Here is a 16,360-nt window from a genome sequence, read left to right as displayed (position 1 = left end):
CATGGACTTTTTTAACAGCCTTTCAAAATTTGAACGCCGAAAAACCAATACCGTTCAAATTGGCAACCTGCTAATGGGCAGCGAACATCCCATCAGAATCCAATCAATGACCACCACCGACACGCTTAACACGGAAGCCTCGGTGGCGCAGTGCAAGCGAATTTTTGACGCAGGAGCCGATGTTGTTCGCTTAACCGCTCAGGGCATTAGAGAGGCTGAAAATTTAAAGAACATCCGTCAAAGACTTATTGAGGATGGCTATACTAAGCCGCTAGTTGCCGACATTCACTTCAATCCCAATGCGGCAGAAACAGCGGCTTGCAACGTTGAAAAAGTTCGCATAAACCCAGGCAACTTTATTGACAAACGAGCCAGTTTTGTCGATGTAAATCTTAACGAAGAACAGTATGCCGAGGAGCTAAACCGCTTAAAGGAAAAGTTTGTCAATCTTTTAAACCTCTGCAAAGAGCATCATACGGCCTTACGCATAGGCGTTAATCATGGTTCTCTTTCTGATAGAATCATGAGCCGATATGGCGATACTCCGGAAGGAATGGTGGAATCCGCAATGGAATTTCTACGGATTTGCGTAAAAGAAAATTTTGCGGATGTCGTTCTATCGATGAAAGCCAGCAACGTGAGGGTTATGGTACATGCCTACCGCCAGCTGGAAAGGCGCATGAAAATGGAAGGAATGACTTTCCCGCTGCACCTCGGTGTAACCGAAGCTGGAGAGGGCGAAGATGGTCGAATAAAATCGGCCGTTGGCATTGGTGCACTACTCGCAGATGGCATTGGAGATACGATTCGCGTTTCGCTAACGGAAGAGCCTGAAGCTGAAATTCCTGTAGCAAAAGCATTGGTCGATTACTTTACCAATCGCGAAAATCATCAGCCAATAGCAGCTGTTGATTCGGCGATTTACAGTCCGTACGAGTACATAAAAGCCACAAGCACGTCAGTTGCAGGTATAGGAGGAAATAGTAGCCCTATAGTTATTGCTGATCTGACCTCCCTACCCACGGTAGATGATGAATCCATTCAAGCGTTAGGTTACCAGTACATCTCAGCTGAAAACAGATGGAACAAAGTAACAGATACGGCTCCTGATTTCCTACTTGTAGCCGATTCTTCCCTAAAAGTAGGCGGCACAAAAGGCCTTCGATTTGTCGACGAAAGCTTGTTTATTTTTGCAGATGCAGCACAAATAGAGGTGCTAGCCCAAAAGGCAATGCAAAATCCCAATGCAGCCATCATCCTCGAAACTAATAATAGCAATGGAGTGGCAGAGCAACGCGCTGCAATTCTACATCTAAAGGGAAAGAAGCTGCTTAATCCAGTAATAATTCGCCGCAGCTACAACGAAACAGAAATCAACCTCCTACAGCTAAAGGCAGCTGCCGACTGTGGATTGCTATTTATCGACGGTTTAGCAGACGGAATAATGATTTCGAACAAAGAGAGCATAGAACCAACAACAGCGGTTTCTACTGCCTTTGCCATTCTGCAAGCGGCAAGAGTACGAATTTCAAAAACAGAGTTCATCTCCTGCCCTGGCTGTGGACGTACGCTATTTGATTTGCAGCAAACCGCTGCCAAAATTCGCGAACGTACAAAACATTTAACTGGACTTAAAATTGGCATCATGGGCTGCATTGTTAACGGGCCGGGCGAAATGGCCGATGCCGACTACGGATATGTTGGTGCAGGACCTAGCAGAGTTACTCTCTACAAGGGTAAAAATGCCATTAAAAAGAATATACCCCAAGAAGAAGCCCTAGAACAGCTCGTCCTGCTGATTAAAGAAAACGGCGACTGGAAGGATTAAAACTTAACATAAAGATATATTTAGAGGGATACGGTGGCAGTAAGCACGTATCCCTCTTTTGTTAATATCTACATATATACACATGGTATTGTTTACAGGTGTTAATTCGATGAAATACGCTTGCTCGGCTTATCAGAAGTTATATTTATCCAAAAATGGGAAAAAAACAACTCTGTGATTTTTTTTAATAAATAGGGATGTTGTTGATTTTATGAACACTAACAATTGTTGATAACTTTTCCGAATTGTTGATATCTATCCAAAAAACAGCTTGGTGTTGATGCCAGAACCTTCATATCTTGCACAAAGAAACGACACATAGAGATACTGTGTGTAATATCAAAACTAACCTATTTCAATTTAGAGAGTTAAAAAAATAGTATAAATAAAAGAATGATGGAAGCAGCCAAGTCAGCAAAAGTTAAGGTGGAAACGACAGGTGAAGAGTTGAAGGTTTACTCTTACCAAGACGCCGTTTCTGCAGCTAGGGATTATTTTAAGGGGGACGATCTTGCAGCAACTGTATGGGTAAGCAAGTACGCGCTTAAAGATTCTTTCGGTAAAATTTACGAAAGCAACCCCGATCAAATGCACTGGCGTATTGCCAACGAGTTGGAGAGAGTTGAAAGGAAGTATCCCAACCCGCTAACGGCAGCCAAGATTTATGAGGTCCTAAAGGAGTTCAAGTACGTTATTCCTCAAGGAGGCCCCATGACAGGTATTGGCAACAACATGCAGGTAGCATCGCTATCTAACTGTTTTGTTATTGGCCAAGACAATCCAGCCGACTCGTATGGTGGCATCATCCGCATGGATGAAGAGCAGGTACAGCTCATGAAGCGCCGTGGTGGAGTTGGTCACGACTTGTCGCACATTCGCCCCACCGGAAGCCCTGTACTCAACAGCGCGCTTACCTCTACTGGCGTTGTTCCGTTTATGGAGCGCTACTCCAACTCTACCCGCGAGGTAGCTCAGGATGGCCGCCGTGGTGCCCTAATGCTTAGTATCTCGATTAAACATCCCGATGCCGAGCGCTTTATCGATGCTAAGATGGAAACTGGAAAGGTTACAGGTGCCAACGTATCGGTAAAGATTGACGACGAGTTCATGAAATGCATCCAAACAGGCAAAAAGTACGTACAGCAGTACCCTATTGGTGCAAAAGAACCAAAGTATAGAGTCGAAATCGACGCCCAAAAACTTTGGAAAAAGATTGTTCACAACGCTTGGAAATCGGCCGAACCAGGTATTCTTTTCTGGGATACCATCATTCGCGAATCGGTGCCAGACAGCTACGCTGATCTTGGATACCGCACCGTATCTACCAACCCTTGTGGCGAGATTCCTCTTTGTCCCTACGATAGCTGCCGCCTGTTGGCCATCAACCTGTACAGCTACGTCGAAAACCCATTCACGCCTAAGGCAAAGTTCGACTACGAGCTGTTCAAGCGCCACGTGATTATCGCCATGCGCATGATGGACGACATCATCGATCTTGAATTGGAGAAGATTGATGCTATTGTTGACAAGATCAACAAGGACCCAGAGGATGAAGAGATCAAGTTTGTAGAGCGTAATCTTTGGGAAAAAATACGTGTTAAGGCAATAAACGGACGTCGTACAGGGTTAGGCATCACCGCCGAAGGCGATATGCTTGCCGCTCTTGGCATTCGCTACGGCAGCGAAGAGGCTACCGATTTTGCCGAAAACATCCAGCGCATGCTGGCCATCGAGGCCTACCGCTCGTCGGTGATTATGGCTCGTGAACGCGGAAAATTCCCTATTTACGATACCAAACGTGAGGCTAACAACCCATTCATCAACCGTCTGAAGGAAGCAGAACCTGCCCTTTACAAGGAGATGACTGAAGTTGGACGTCGTAACATTGCCCTACTAACGATTGCTCCTACAGGAACGACCAGCCTTATGACCCAAACAACGTCGGGCATCGAGCCGGTATTCCTACCTGTATATAAGCGCCGCCGCAAGGTTAACCCTAACGACCAAGATGTGGTTGTTACCTTTATCGATGACGTAGGCGACTCGTGGGAAGAATACTACGTATTCCACCACAAGTTCATTACTTGGCTAGAAATTAACGGCTACAACGTAGAGGCTGTAAAGCAGTACGATGACGATCAAATGCAGGAAATTATCGCCAAGTCGCCCTACCACATGGCAACCTCTAACGACGTAAACTGGGTTAATAAGGTGAAGATGCAGGGCCGTATCCAGCAATGGGTAGACCACTCCATCAGCGTTACCGTAAATCTACCCTCCGATGTTACCGAAGATCTCGTATCAAAGGTTTACAAAACGGCCTGGGAAAGCGGCTGTAAGGGAGTTACCGTTTACCGTGACGGCTCGCGAGCAGGCGTGCTAGTATCAAGCAAAAAAGAGAAGAAGGAGAATAGCGCCGAATTCCCTAGCAAGCGACCTCAATCGCTAGAAGCTGAAGTTATCCGCTTTAAGAATAACGACGAGCAGTGGATTGCCTTTGTGGGAATCATCAACAACCGTCCTTACGAGATATTTACAGGTATTGTAGACGAGGAGGTTCGCCCAATTCCGAAAACCATTACCAAGGGTAAAATTATTAAGGTTAAGGATGAAAAGGGAAGCCGCTACGACTTTCAGTACGTTGATAAATTTGGCTACACCAACACTCTTGGCGGCATATCGCATATGTTCAACAAGGAGTACTGGAACTACGCCAAGCTAATTTCGGGTGTGCTACGCAACGGAATGCCTATTAACGACATCGTTAACCTCGTTACTTCGCTCCGATTGGATAGCGACACCATCAACTCGTGGAGAAGCGGTGTAGAGCGTGCCCTAAAGCGCTTTATCCCCAACGGAACCAAAGCAAAAAAAGGTGCGAAGTGCCCAGAATGCGGTGCTGAAACCCTGATATACCAGGAAGGATGCCTTATTTGCACCTCTTGCGGAACATCTAAGTGCGGATAGCACTCCATATTTACAACTTGAAAAGGCCTAAGATAATCTTAGGCCTTTTTTGTTTCCCAACCAGAGGTACAGCGCCTACTACCCGAAAAAGCAACAAAATAAATGCACCACCCCACCCGTAATAGCTTTACCTATACATGCGCCACTCCTTTTACTAAAAATCCCTTTCTTGGAACAGCCGCAGCTGTAGAGAGAAACTTCACCTATCATCAACTACCTATCAATCATAGTCTTTTAGCCTTCCATGCGAAGGCTGCAACCATGCATGGCTTGGGGCAAACTGTCGATGAGTTGGAGCAAACCTCGCAAGGTTAGGAGCAAACCGTCCATGGTTTCGAGCAAACCACGCACGGTTAGGAGCAAACCGTCCATGGTTTCGAGCAAACCACGCATGGTTAGGAGCAAACCGTCGATGGTTTTGAGCAAACCACGCATGGTTAGGAGCAAACCGTCGATGGTTTCGAGCAAACCACGCATGGTTAGGAGCAAACCGTCGATGGTTTCGAGCAAACCACGCACGGTTAGGAGCAAACCGTCGATCATTTCGAGCAAACCATGCAAGCCTAGGAGCAAACCGTCCATGGTTTCGAGCAAACCATGCAAGCTTAGGAGCAAACTGTCGATGGTTTCGAGCAAACCATGCAAGCTTAGGAGCAAACTGTCGATGGCTGAGAGATAACCCTGTAGGGTTAATAGCAGCACCTGCATGGCTAGGAGAAACCCATTAATTGCTAGGCGAAACACCTCCCATAAATAGCCGATGGAATGGGTAGGCTGCTAGCGGAGCGCTATCTACAAAATGGTAACGTCAAGCGTACAGGCATCTAAAGAGAAAGAAAACAGGGAAAGCTTCGTTCATAAAGCCTTTCAAAAGGAGGCCATAAGAAGACTCTCCCATCGCAGGCGTCTAAGCGGCAAGAATAGCGTATCGGCTCCCATGATGAAGCATTTTCCGAAGATGGCCTTTAGATTGAGCTAAAGCCGCTCCAAAAGGGCTCTGAGGGCAACAAGCGCAGCGGCATTCCCACCAAGGTTGGCAACCGCTCGAACGGCGAGATTGAATAAAAAAACCGAGTACGGTTCTACGTAGTAGAGATGCTCCTAATATCTCCAGAAATTCGCTAACGGGCATAAAAAAAAGCACCCAAAGTGCTTCTTCTATCTATTCCTCTATTTTAAGCCATCGCTTTAGCTTACGGCTTACCCATCCGTAAAGCAGCACTCCTATTACCGCTCCTGCCGTATCGGCAACCAAGTCCATCAGCTCGTAGCTGCGCCCAGGAAAAATCGTACGCTGCAAAATCTCAATAAGCCAGCCATACAGAATACATATAAGAATGGCAATAACATATATCCAGCTCGAAGCCTTAAGCCTCTTATGCAGCGTTAAAACCGCCATTACCAGCAGTCCAAATATGAGGTATAAGCCAACATGGGCAATCTTATCAAGATAAGGTATATCAACAAATTTAATGGCCTCTACATCCTTAGGAGGCATGCCACAAAGAATTAGTATAACAATAGCCCATATTATTGATATCCAATATCTCGCTTTTACCATAACTTTCGGCTTTACTTTGTAAATTCGTAGCACAAATGTAACACTTTATTCCTTTGGCTGGATTTTACATACACATACCCTTCTGCAAGAAGCTTTGCCACTACTGCGACTTCTACTTTTCGATGTCGCTAGAGAACAAAGAGAAGATGCTGAAAGCGCTCGCCCTCGAAATTGAGCAACGACGAGAATACCTCGGGGGTGAAACGATAACCACCCTATACTTTGGGGGAGGAACTCCGACGATATGCACTGCAGCCGAGCTGGAGGAGCTTATTAATACCGTAAAAAGGTTTTACCCCTGCCAGCTCGAGGAAGTAACGGTGGAGGCAAACCCCGACGACCTGTCGGCCGACTACCTCTCTCAGCTTAAAGCCATTGGAGTAAACCGGCTAAGCATCGGAATTCAGTCTTTCGTCGAGCGCGATTTGCTGCTGATGAACCGCCGCCACAACGCGCAGATGGCAATGGAGGTAGTTCCCATGGCGCAAGCCGCAGGCTTTAACAACATCACCATCGACCTCATTTACGGCATACCAGAGCAAACACAAGCCGAATGGGAGCAAAATCTGACCATAGCCCTCTCGCTTGGCGTACAGCATATCTCGTCGTACCATCTCAGCATCGAGCCCAAAACTGTTTTTGGGAATAGGATGAAGCGTGGCTTGTTCCACCCCGTTGATGATGAGCTAAGCGAACAGCTCTACGCCATCCTCGAGAAGAAGCTCATAGAGGGCGGATTTGAGCATTACGAAGTATCAAACTTTGCCAAACCCGGCTTTTACTCCAAGCACAACACCTCGTACTGGAACTACACAAAGTACATTGGTGTTGGCCCATCGGCCCACTCCTTTAACGGGATTTCGCGCCAATGGAATATCGCCAACAACGGCAAATACCTAAACGCCATCCAAAATTCGGAGATATACTGGGAGCAAGAGAACATGAGCGCAGCCGAGCAGTACAACGAGTTTATCCTAACCTCGTTGCGCACGGCTTGGGGCATCGATAAAAAGAGGCTCCAGCAGCAGTTTCAGCACCATTTTATTGATTACTTTTATACATCCATCGAGCCCCATTTGGCAAGCGGGAAGCTGGTTGATACAGGAACAAACATCCGAATACCCAGCCACTTTTTCCTAGTATCGGATGGCATCATGTCGGACCTTTTCTTTGTTGAAGACTAAAAAAAGAGGATTATGAGTAAAATATTCGACTTTCTGAACACGCTTAAAGAGAATAACAACCGCGATTGGTTTAACGCCAACAAGGAGCAATACAAGGCGGCATTATCCGAATTTGAAGGAGTCGTAGGCCAGCTAATTGCAGCCGTTGGCGAATTTGATAACGCGATTCGCGTGCTTGAACCTAAAGATTGCATCTTTAGAATCTATAAGGATACTCGGTTTTCGAAAAATAAGGATCCCTACAAAACAAACATGGGAGCCTACCTTTCGCGCGGTGGACGCAAGAGCAGATTCTCGGGATACTACGTGCACTTCGAACCGGGAGCGTCTTTCCTCTCGGGAGGACTTTACATGCCCGAATCGGCCGTCTTAAGTAGGGTGCGCGAGGATCTAGATATCTACCATGAAGATTTCATTAACATAATCAAGAACCCGAGCTTCTGTAAACTGTACCCCATACTACATGGAGATAAGCTAAAGACGATTCCTAAAGGCTATAGCAAAGAAAATCCAGCGGCAGATATCCTAAAACACAAGGATTTGTATGTAATGCATCCGCTCTCGAACGAAGAGGTATCTAGCCCCAAATTTATCTCGTATGCGGCAGAAGCCTTCCGCGAGCTAAAACCCTTCAACGATTTTCTGAATCGGGCTATAGAGGATATGCCGTAACCAAAGCAGCAGCATAAAAAAAGGAAGCTTCTCTAAGCTTCCTTTTTGCATCTTACAGCTAAGTCTTATTTCGAAATGTAGCACCGACTACAGCAAAAATGGCAGAAAATACTTGCTGTAAAAGTAGCCACCAACGGTTAGCACAATGAATAGTATCAGCGCTAAGACAAGTGGCTTTACTCCAGCACCCTTCATCTTGGCAATGCTCGTTTCCATCCCCAAAGCAGTCATCGCCATGGTTAAAACAAACGTATCTAGGCTATTTATGGTTCCCACTACATTAGCCGGAAGCAGGTTTAGCGAGTTAAAACCAATTACGGCAATAAATCCAAAAGCAAACCAAGGAATCGTTATTTTCGATTTCGCAACCGTACCATCCTCCGATACCTCCCTCCGCTTGGCTAGCATAAAGCTAAACAGCAGCAGCAAAGGAGCCAGCATCATTACCCTAATCATCTTCACGATAATGGCCGTATCTGCCACCTCCGACGATATTGCCTTACCGGCACCCACCACCTGAGCAACCTCGTGGATTGTACCACCGGTAAATATCCCCATTTGTGTTGGATCGAGGTCAAAAAGCCCCATACGGAATAGGTAGGGATAAAGAAACATCGCAGTGGTACCAAAAAGAACAACTGTTGATACGGCCACGGCGCTTTTGTAGGGCTTGCTGTTAAGCACTGGCTCCATGCCAAGCACCGCAGCAGCGCCACATACGGCAGATCCTACCGATGTTAGGATGGCAATATCCCTGTCTATCCCCATCCACTTACCTATAAAGTACCCAATAGTGGTTATTAGCCCCACCACCAGCACGGCTGTCACAACTCCTGCCAACCCAACATCCAGCAGGTTCTGAAAGGTAAGCCTGAACCCATAAAAAACTATTGCCCATCTTAGCAAAGTCTTGGTACAAAAAAGGATCCCTCCAACCCACGCCTTGGGTAAATGCTGGCGCAAGCTGTTGGCATAAAGCATACCAATCACAATCCCTATAATGAGGGGGCTAAAAGATAACTTTTGAAATAGAGGAAACTCGGCAATATAAAAGGCCGACATCGAAAATAGAGCAACCAGCAAAATCCCATGAAGAACATGAGGTTGTAACTTTTTTTTCATCCGAATAAAGTTGTTTTTAACGGTTGAAGTCACCCTATGCTATAAATGCTCGGTCCATAGCCGCTAAACTCAGGCAGCCACACAGATTGGTTATTCAAGTATAGGGTTTCTTTACTTATGAAGGCAAAAGTACAGCCTTAACGATGCTTTCTCTACGGTGTTATAGCTATGGTACATAGCTATAAGCTATCTATTAATTCGAACAAACTGAATAAATGAATCAGCAATTCCGGTTGCTCCTCCAACAGGAGTTACAAAGGCGAGCTCCCTCCTAAAAGAGATATCTGCGACATGTAGCTGCTTTATCGAGCCAACTTCCAGCTCTTTACGAACGGCTAATCGCGAAATAATTGCAATGCAAGTTCCAGCCTCCAGCGCATTTTTAATACTCTCAGTACTTCCTAGGTATAGCTTCACGTTTAGGTTAGATAGCCTCAAGCCAGAGCTTCGTAAGGCATACTCTATCACCTCTAGCGTTCCAGATCCTCGCTCTCTCAACAGTACAGGCTGATTTTGCAGAAGCTCTAACGTAATGTCGCCTCTGCTTGCTATAGGATTAGATTTATGGCAACAAACCACCAAATCATCATCCATAAAAGGGATATATCTTAATCCACTGCGGTGGCTTACCCCCTCTACAACACCCAAATCAACCCGTTTTTCGAGCATCGCATGCTCTACTTCGTTAGTATTTCCGCTTAGAAGCTTTACCTCCAAGTTCGGGTAAACGTTACTAAACTGCAGCAGCAGCTTTGGAATAACGTACTGAGCAATGGTAGTAGAGGCTCCAATCGTAAAAACGCCCTTATGCTCATTGCTTAGGAGTCCTAGGTCAAACTGTAGCTGCTTCTCGGTTTGGCTAACCTGCTCTAGGTGCCCCATTAGAATCTCTCCGGCACGAGTCAACTCCAGCTTTGCTCCTTTTCGTTCAAAAAGATGATGCCCTATTTGCAGCTCCAGCTGCTTTATAATCTTACTCACTGCCGGTTGTGATATAAAATTTTCGGTAGCAGCTTTGGTAAAGCTAAGCGAGCGGCTTGCTGATAGAAACACCTTGAGCTTAAAATCGAGCATATAAGTTAGTTTGGACACAAATTACAAATATAAACCTCAAAAAAAAAGCCCCCTAAAAGGAGGCTTAGATGCTATGCTTCTTGGTAAAGATACCTTTTTATACTCTTCTTTGGAGTTTTCTCAAACTCTTCATCCCTAAGCCTAACGGCAGAAATTTGGCAGTAAAGCGGCAAATGCTTATTCACCTCTACCCTCTTCTTTTCAATATACTTATGCAGCTCATCCTCGCTATATCCAGCACTTTTGGCGCCTTCAACATCGGGGTAGATAAGAGCAACCAATCGGGAGTTGCTTTCAACAAGCAACGACTCATTTATGAAAGGAAGGTTGTTCAGCTTATTCTCAATCTCCTCGGGGTAGATATTCTGCCCAGAAGGTCCAAGAATCATATTCTTACTTCTCCCTTTTATGTAAATAAATCCTTGCTTATCAATAACGGCAAGGTCTCCGGTATGCAGCCATCCATTTGAAAAAACAGCTTCGGTAGCCTCTTCGTTCTTGTAGTATCCAAGCATCACGTTCTCGCCCTTCACCAAAATCTCACCAGGAATATTGTACGGATCGGTAGAATCGATCTTCATCTCCAACCTCTTCACAATTTTCCCACAAGAATATAGCTGGTTCTCATCCCATGAGGCATATCCTATGATTGGACCGCACTCGGTCATTCCATAGCCTACCGTATAGCGAAAACCTATCTTTTTCAAGAACATCTCCACCTCTGGATTCATGGCGGCGCCACCAATGATAACCTCTAGGAAGTTACCCCCAAATAGCGATGTTAACTTATCGTTGATTTTTTTATAGATGATGTTACGAAGGCCTGGTATTGCTAGCAGGAACTTCATACTTGGCGTAGATAGCTTTGGCTGAATCTCCTTCTTGTAGATTTTCTCCAAAATAAGGGGAACAAGCAGAATTATACGGGGTTTAACCTCTCCAAATGCCTCAAGAATAAGCTTTGGCGATAGGTTCTTGGTAAGAAAAACTATTTCGACCCCCGATAGAAATTCGTAAACAAACTCGAACGCCAACCCATAAGCATGAGCTAACGGCAAAAGGGAAACCATCTTTTCGCCTCTCTCGATGTTAAGCACATCAACACCAAAAAGGTAGTTGGCCATCAAGCTTCGGTATGGGAGCATTACACCCTTAGAGAACCCAGATGTTCCAGATGTGTAGTTTAGAAGTCCTATATCTTCGGGATTTTCTTCAGCTTGGTAGCTCAGATCTTTCGCTTGAAGCCCATTGGGATATTTCTCCTTGTAAAGTTCATTAACCTTGTTGGTTAGCAGAGATATTTCCTTATTAAAGGCATCAAAAGCAACCGTAAAGTTGGTTAGGTTGATAATCGCGTTGAGCTGAGGCATTTGCTTCTCATCTAGCTGCTCTAAAAACGACTCACCAGCAAAAACAACCTTTGCTTCAGAATGGTTGATAATATGATGAATGTTATCAATCTTAAACTCGTGAAGAATTGGAACAATAACCGCTCCATAAGTTACCGTAGCAATAAAGGTTACCGCCCAGTTCGAGGAGTTTCGCCCAATAAGAGCAATCTTATCCCCCTTTTCCACCCCGCATCTTTCGAATATAAGGTGTATTTTTTCTACTCGACGGGCCACATCTTTAAATCGATATGACTCTCCTTTGTAATCAGTTAGTGCCGTCCGTTCCCAATTTTCTTTAATCGCACGTTCAAACTGCTTAATGTATGATGTCTCCATCAAAAAATCTTTAGTTAAACGATTGTTATCTCTATAACAGCCAATTTTTCAATCCTTTAAATAGATTGCAAACGGCCAAAGATAGAAATAATTTTCTTACGTTGTACTAAAATACATGTTAGACAACATATTTTCTCATAGGTTCAGGGCAAACTAAAAAAGGCTGTTAAATAACAGCCTTTTTTATAATATTTTGCAAAGTTTTACTTCAGAATAAACTGCGTTGTACCCACCTTTTGGCCATCTAAGAAAATAGAAGCAGAGTAGGTTCCGGGCTTCAACTCTCCTCGCGTATCGTAGAAAATACACATATCAACATCTTGATTCTGGTAGTCGACCTCGCGCTTTGCCGAATAAACTAAGTTCTCGCCGCCTGCAGTAAATACATCGGCTTCGCTTTTGGCCAAGAGAAATCCGTCGGGACTGTTAACTCTCAAGTAAACCACCTTTATTCCAGGCTTAGCAATGCTGTTTTCAACCAAAGTAAAGCAAACCTTCACCTTCTCTACACGGCTGGCACGGCTCATCTCCTTACCTCTTGCATTAATTGGAAGCGCGCTTACACCTCGTGCCTTGATTTGCGATCCTTTGGCAACTTGCGTGTTAAGCGATTCGTTCTTTTGAGAAAGCTCCTGATTCTTTACCTTCTCAGAAGAGTAGCTCTTTTTCACCTCTATATTCTCCGCAATAAGAGCTTGATTCAAGGTATTTAAAGAGTCGATCTGCGTAATATAGCTACGCATGATAGCGCGCAACGTTCCCAACTCGCTTTGATACTGCTTGATTTGCTGGTAGTTTACGCTCTTAACTCGTCTGATCTCTGTTAAAAGCTCTTCAACCTTAGCTCTCTGACCTTGAAGCTGGGTGTTGATGGTGTCATTATCAGTTTTTAGCTGCTTATACTCCGAAGCCATATTTTGAAGGTTAGCCTGAATGGAATCCTTCTCCTGTGTTAGCTGCTCCTGAATTGATTTTGAGCTATTAACCTGCTTAAGGTACATGCCACCCAATACTAGAACCACAACCGATAGGGCTGCAATTACTCCTATTAAAACCTTACTGGTTTTCTTTACTTGACTTTGATCTTCCATATTATGTTACTTTACTTTCTACTCCTGTTTATTGCCGGTAAGAGTGCGGAATACATTTTCTAAATGCGCCTCGCGCTGCTGTAGCTGCACTATAACCAGCCCATTTTCGACTGCGAAGTTAAATAGCTTCGTTCTAATATCTACATTATCAGAATAGTTGACAATATAAACATTTTCTTGTGGGTTGGCAACTTTTCCAAAAGCAGACATTAATGCTACTTGCTCCACAGAGAGGCTCGCGGTAAACTCCACCACAACCTCCTTCGAATCTTGTGCCAATCCTGCAATTTCCTTAGTCGGCCCGTTGGCTACAATATTACCTTTATCTATTATAATGATATTTTGGCATATAGCCTCCACCTCCTGCATTATATGGGTGGAAAGCATCACCGTCTTTTCTCTTCCTATTTGCTCAATAAGTGAACGAATTTCCACAATTTGGTTGGGATCTAACCCAGAAGTAGGCTCATCCAGTATTAAAACCGAAGGATCGTGAATAAGCGCCTGTGCCAAGCCAACACGCTGCTTATACCCTTTTGATAGTGACCCTATTTTCTTTCGCTGTTCGTCGCCAATCCCCGTCATATCAACAACCTCAGCAACTCTGGTCTTTAAATTTGGTACCTTGTATATGTTACCCACAAACTCCAAATACTCCTTTACATAAAAATCGTAGTATAAAGGGTTATTCTCCGGAAGATACCCGATTACTTGCTTCGCCTCAATCGGATTTAAAGCTACATCAAATCCATCAACCAAGGCAATGCCCGAGGTTGCAGGAATATAGCCTGTTAGTATCTTCATCATGGTTGATTTTCCAGCACCGTTGGGTCCCAAAAAACCAACAACCTGCTTGGAAGGTATGGTAAACGAAATGCCATTCAGCGCAACTTGCGTATCATAATGCTTGGTAATTCCTTCAACTACAATCGACATTGCTTTCTATTTTGGATTTCAAAAGTAGCGAAATATTTAGAGCCTTCTTTTATGGTAGCGCATCTTTTTAATATGTAACTGCTTGTTTGTACAATCGGGACAGTCGAGTAGGTCCCATTATTCTCTACTGCAAAATGTTGCATAGGCACCGTAAATATCCCTTGTAACATGATTTTCAACCTAATTGGAGATGTTATAAAGCATCAAACTTTTACATAATCATTTTACAAACAGCCTTTTATAATCATGGTGTCATAAAAAAAGCTGACGAAAAATAGCGACGACTTAAACAAGTATATAGTTTTTGTATATTAGCCCCGCTTTTGTAATAACCAATTCACCCTTAAGTATTATATGAAAAATGTTGTTGTTGGTATAGATGTTGGCGGAACAAATACTGTATACGGTATTGTAGATAAAGATGGTAACATCTATGGAGAAGGATCCATTCCAACCCAAGCTTACCAAAACTTTGAGGACTGGTCAGAAGCTCTTCATAAGTCTATAGACGATAAAATGAAGGAGCTTGGCAATGAGTTTGCCATTTACGGCATTGGGATGGGAGCACCCAATGGCAACTACTATAGCGGATGCATTGAAGATGCCGTTAACCTAAACTGGAACGGGAAGCAAAACGTTGTTACCACCTTCAAATCGCTATTTGGCGAGGACAAGCTGGTGGTGCTAACCAACGATGCCAACGCAGCAGCAGTAGGAGAGATGGTGTACGGCGGCGCTAAAGGGATGAAAGATTTTATTGTTATTACTTTAGGAACTGGTTTAGGAAGCGGCGTAGTTGTTAACCACCAGGTTGTTTACGGGCTGGATGGCAATGCAGGTGAACTTGGCCACATAATATTTGAACGTAACGGCCGCATGTGCGGGTGTGGACGTCGTGGATGCCTAGAGACTTACGTTTCTGCTACAGGTATCAAGCGCACCGTTTTTGATCTTCTAGCCAATGAAAATGTACCTAGCGAGCTTCGTGGACTTAGCTTTGAGGAAGTAACCTCTGAGAAGATCTACAAAGCAGCTCAAAAGGACGATCAAATTGCGCTCATGGCTTTCGAAGAAACAGGAAAACGCCTAGGTATGGCTCTTGCTGATTTTGCAGCATTTTCGACACCCGAAGCTTTCTTCCTTTTTGGAGGACTTGCCAAATCAGGAGATTACATTCTTGAACCAACCAAGCGTTACATGGAAGAGAACCTCTGCTTTATCTATAAGGATAAAATAAAGGTACTTCTATCTGAACTCAACGATAAGAATGCAGCTGTACTTGGAGCAGCCGCGCTTGCTTGGGCCGAATTAAACTAGATAGCTCATTTATTAACATAAAAAAGAGTGGATGTACCTACATCTACTCTTTTTTTCTATCTACCAATACTATAAATAGCTATTTTTATCGCCGTAATTTTTTAAAACATGCATAAGGGATATTTATTGGCTGGCATTTTAATTCTAGCGATGCTGCTCTTTTCGTGCAATAAGCACAACCAGCTGCTTTACATGCAGGGAAAACCTGCTCCTTCCTACAAAATGGAACCGCAAGAGTATAAAATCACCCCAAAAGATGAAATTTACATTCAAATATCTAGCCTTTTGAATAAAGAGGTGAACTCCATCTTTTCAAACAGCCTAAACACAGGCAACCAAGGAAATATAATGAACTCGGAAAGCGGTATTTACGTCAACACCTATTCCGTTAACGACTCTGGATACGTAGAGGTTCCCCTTATTGGTCTTGTAAAGGTTGGCGGTAAAAGTATTTCGCAGGCATCAGCCGACATAAAAAGAAAAGCCTCGGAATTCGTAAACGATGCCGTTGTTGTTGTTAAGCTTATGAGTTTTAGGGTTACAGTAATAGGAGAGGTGAAGCGTCCTGCCGTTATAACCAACTACCACGATAAGCTAACTATCCTCGAAGCCATTGCGCAAGCTGGCGACTTATCTGATTTTGCAGATCGCAAGGCTGTAACCATTGTACGTAATATTAATGGTGAAAGCATAACCATTCCCGTAGACTTAACCTCAAAAATGATACTTTCCAACCAAGGATACTACCTAACCCCTGGCGATGTAGTAATTGTCGATCCTCGAAAAGGAAAAACAACCCAAATGAATATCCCAACCTACTCGATATTCCTTAGCTCAATCTCTACGTTAGTTCTACTTCTAAACTTCATGGCAAAATAAAT

Annotated in this window: 13 protein-coding genes; 6 read left to right on the top strand and 7 right to left on the bottom strand. The window is 44.1% G+C overall.

Annotated features, from left to right (window positions below; genetic code table 11):
- Position 1: 1 nt before the first annotated feature.
- Positions 2–1,828 carry a (E)-4-hydroxy-3-methylbut-2-enyl-diphosphate synthase gene (gene ispG / locus L990_RS06030; protein ID WP_047446499.1) on the top strand — a complete coding sequence of 609 codons (1,827 nt, stop codon included), beginning with the start codon at positions 2–4 and terminating at the stop codon, positions 1,826–1,828.
- A 396-nt stretch (positions 1,829–2,224) separates the two neighbouring features.
- Positions 2,225–4,795 (top strand): adenosylcobalamin-dependent ribonucleoside-diphosphate reductase, encoded by a 2,571-nt coding sequence (locus L990_RS06025; protein WP_052180787.1) that lies wholly within the window; start codon positions 2,225–2,227, stop codon positions 4,793–4,795.
- A 234-nt stretch (positions 4,796–5,029) separates the two neighbouring features.
- Here the strand turns inward: L990_RS06025 and L990_RS06020 are convergent, their stop codons facing one another.
- On the bottom strand, positions 5,030–5,503 hold the full coding sequence (locus tag L990_RS06020) for a hypothetical protein (RefSeq protein WP_047446497.1): 474 nt from the start codon (positions 5,501–5,503) through the stop codon (positions 5,030–5,032).
- 454 nt (positions 5,504–5,957) lie between these two features.
- On the bottom strand, positions 5,958–6,356 hold the full coding sequence (locus L990_RS06015; RefSeq protein WP_047446495.1) for a VanZ family protein: 399 nt from the start codon (positions 6,354–6,356) through the stop codon (positions 5,958–5,960).
- 53 nt (positions 6,357–6,409) lie between these two features.
- Between L990_RS06015 and hemW the strand changes: the two genes are divergently transcribed.
- Positions 6,410–7,540 (top strand): radical SAM family heme chaperone HemW, encoded by a 1,131-nt coding sequence (gene hemW / locus L990_RS06010; protein ID WP_047446493.1) that lies wholly within the window; start codon positions 6,410–6,412, stop codon positions 7,538–7,540.
- Between the two features lie 12 nt (positions 7,541–7,552).
- Positions 7,553–8,212 carry a DUF2461 domain-containing protein gene (locus tag L990_RS06005; RefSeq protein ID WP_047446491.1) on the top strand — a complete coding sequence of 220 codons (660 nt, stop codon included), beginning with the start codon at positions 7,553–7,555 and terminating at the stop codon, positions 8,210–8,212.
- A gap of 87 nt (positions 8,213–8,299) precedes the next feature.
- On the opposite strand, the gene L990_RS06000 is transcribed toward L990_RS06005, so the two are convergent.
- From L990_RS06000 to L990_RS05980, 5 genes are all read right to left on the bottom strand, one after another.
- Positions 8,300–9,334, bottom strand: coding sequence for a YeiH family protein (locus tag L990_RS06000; RefSeq protein WP_047446489.1), 1,035 nt, complete (start codon positions 9,332–9,334; stop codon positions 8,300–8,302).
- 186 nt (positions 9,335–9,520) lie between these two features.
- Positions 9,521–10,408, bottom strand: a complete 888-nt coding sequence (locus L990_RS05995) for a LysR family transcriptional regulator (RefSeq protein WP_047446487.1) — start codon at positions 10,406–10,408, stop codon at positions 9,521–9,523.
- A 71-nt stretch (positions 10,409–10,479) separates the two neighbouring features.
- On the bottom strand, positions 10,480–12,135 hold the full coding sequence (locus tag L990_RS05990) for an AMP-binding protein (protein ID WP_047446485.1): 1,656 nt from the start codon (positions 12,133–12,135) through the stop codon (positions 10,480–10,482).
- 203 nt (positions 12,136–12,338) lie between these two features.
- Complete coding sequence (locus L990_RS05985; RefSeq protein WP_052180782.1) at positions 12,339–13,226, bottom strand: hypothetical protein; 888 nt, start codon at positions 13,224–13,226, stop codon at positions 12,339–12,341.
- An 18-nt stretch (positions 13,227–13,244) separates the two neighbouring features.
- A complete protein-coding gene (locus tag L990_RS05980) occupies positions 13,245–14,162 on the bottom strand; it encodes an ATP-binding cassette domain-containing protein (protein WP_047446482.1) in 918 nt (305 codons plus the stop codon).
- Positions 14,163–14,516: 354 nt separating this feature from the next.
- On the opposite strand from L990_RS05980, the gene L990_RS05975 reads away from it, so the two are divergent.
- Complete coding sequence (locus L990_RS05975) at positions 14,517–15,479, top strand: ROK family protein (RefSeq protein WP_047446480.1); 963 nt, start codon at positions 14,517–14,519, stop codon at positions 15,477–15,479.
- Positions 15,480–15,587: 108 nt separating this feature from the next.
- Positions 15,588–16,358 (top strand): polysaccharide biosynthesis/export family protein, encoded by a 771-nt coding sequence (locus L990_RS05970; RefSeq protein WP_047446478.1) that lies wholly within the window; start codon positions 15,588–15,590, stop codon positions 16,356–16,358.
- Positions 16,359–16,360 lie beyond the last annotated feature (2 nt).

This window comes from Alistipes sp. ZOR0009 (genome assembly GCF_000798815.1).
Classification (GTDB): domain Bacteria; phylum Bacteroidota; class Bacteroidia; order Bacteroidales; family ZOR0009; genus Acetobacteroides.
This window is presented reverse-complemented; position numbering and strand designations above follow the sequence as displayed.

What these genes read in the sequence shown, in the direction of transcription:
- ispG (WP_047446499.1), top strand. Translation starts at nt 2, where the DNA reads ATGGACTTTTTTAACAGCCTTTCAAAATTTGAACGCCGAAAAACCAAT.
- L990_RS06025 (WP_052180787.1), top strand. Translation starts at nt 2,225, where the DNA reads ATGGAAGCAGCCAAGTCAGCAAAAGTTAAGGTGGAAACGACAGGTGAA.
- L990_RS06020 (WP_047446497.1), bottom strand. Translation starts at nt 5,503, where the DNA reads ATGCAGGTGCTGCTATTAACCCTACAGGGTTATCTCTCAGCCATCGAC.
- L990_RS06015 (WP_047446495.1), bottom strand. Translation starts at nt 6,356, where the DNA reads ATGGTAAAAGCGAGATATTGGATATCAATAATATGGGCTATTGTTATA.
- L990_RS06005 (WP_047446491.1), top strand. Translation starts at nt 7,553, where the DNA reads ATGAGTAAAATATTCGACTTTCTGAACACGCTTAAAGAGAATAACAAC.
- L990_RS06000 (WP_047446489.1), bottom strand. Translation starts at nt 9,334, where the DNA reads ATGAAAAAAAAGTTACAACCTCATGTTCTTCATGGGATTTTGCTGGTT.
- L990_RS05995 (WP_047446487.1), bottom strand. Translation starts at nt 10,408, where the DNA reads ATGCTCGATTTTAAGCTCAAGGTGTTTCTATCAGCAAGCCGCTCGCTT.
- L990_RS05990 (WP_047446485.1), bottom strand. Translation starts at nt 12,135, where the DNA reads ATGGAGACATCATACATTAAGCAGTTTGAACGTGCGATTAAAGAAAAT.
- L990_RS05985 (WP_052180782.1), bottom strand. Translation starts at nt 13,226, where the DNA reads ATGGAAGATCAAAGTCAAGTAAAGAAAACCAGTAAGGTTTTAATAGGA.
- L990_RS05980 (WP_047446482.1), bottom strand. Translation starts at nt 14,162, where the DNA reads ATGTCGATTGTAGTTGAAGGAATTACCAAGCATTATGATACGCAAGTT.
- L990_RS05975 (WP_047446480.1), top strand. Translation starts at nt 14,517, where the DNA reads ATGAAAAATGTTGTTGTTGGTATAGATGTTGGCGGAACAAATACTGTA.
- L990_RS05970 (WP_047446478.1), top strand. Translation starts at nt 15,588, where the DNA reads ATGCATAAGGGATATTTATTGGCTGGCATTTTAATTCTAGCGATGCTG.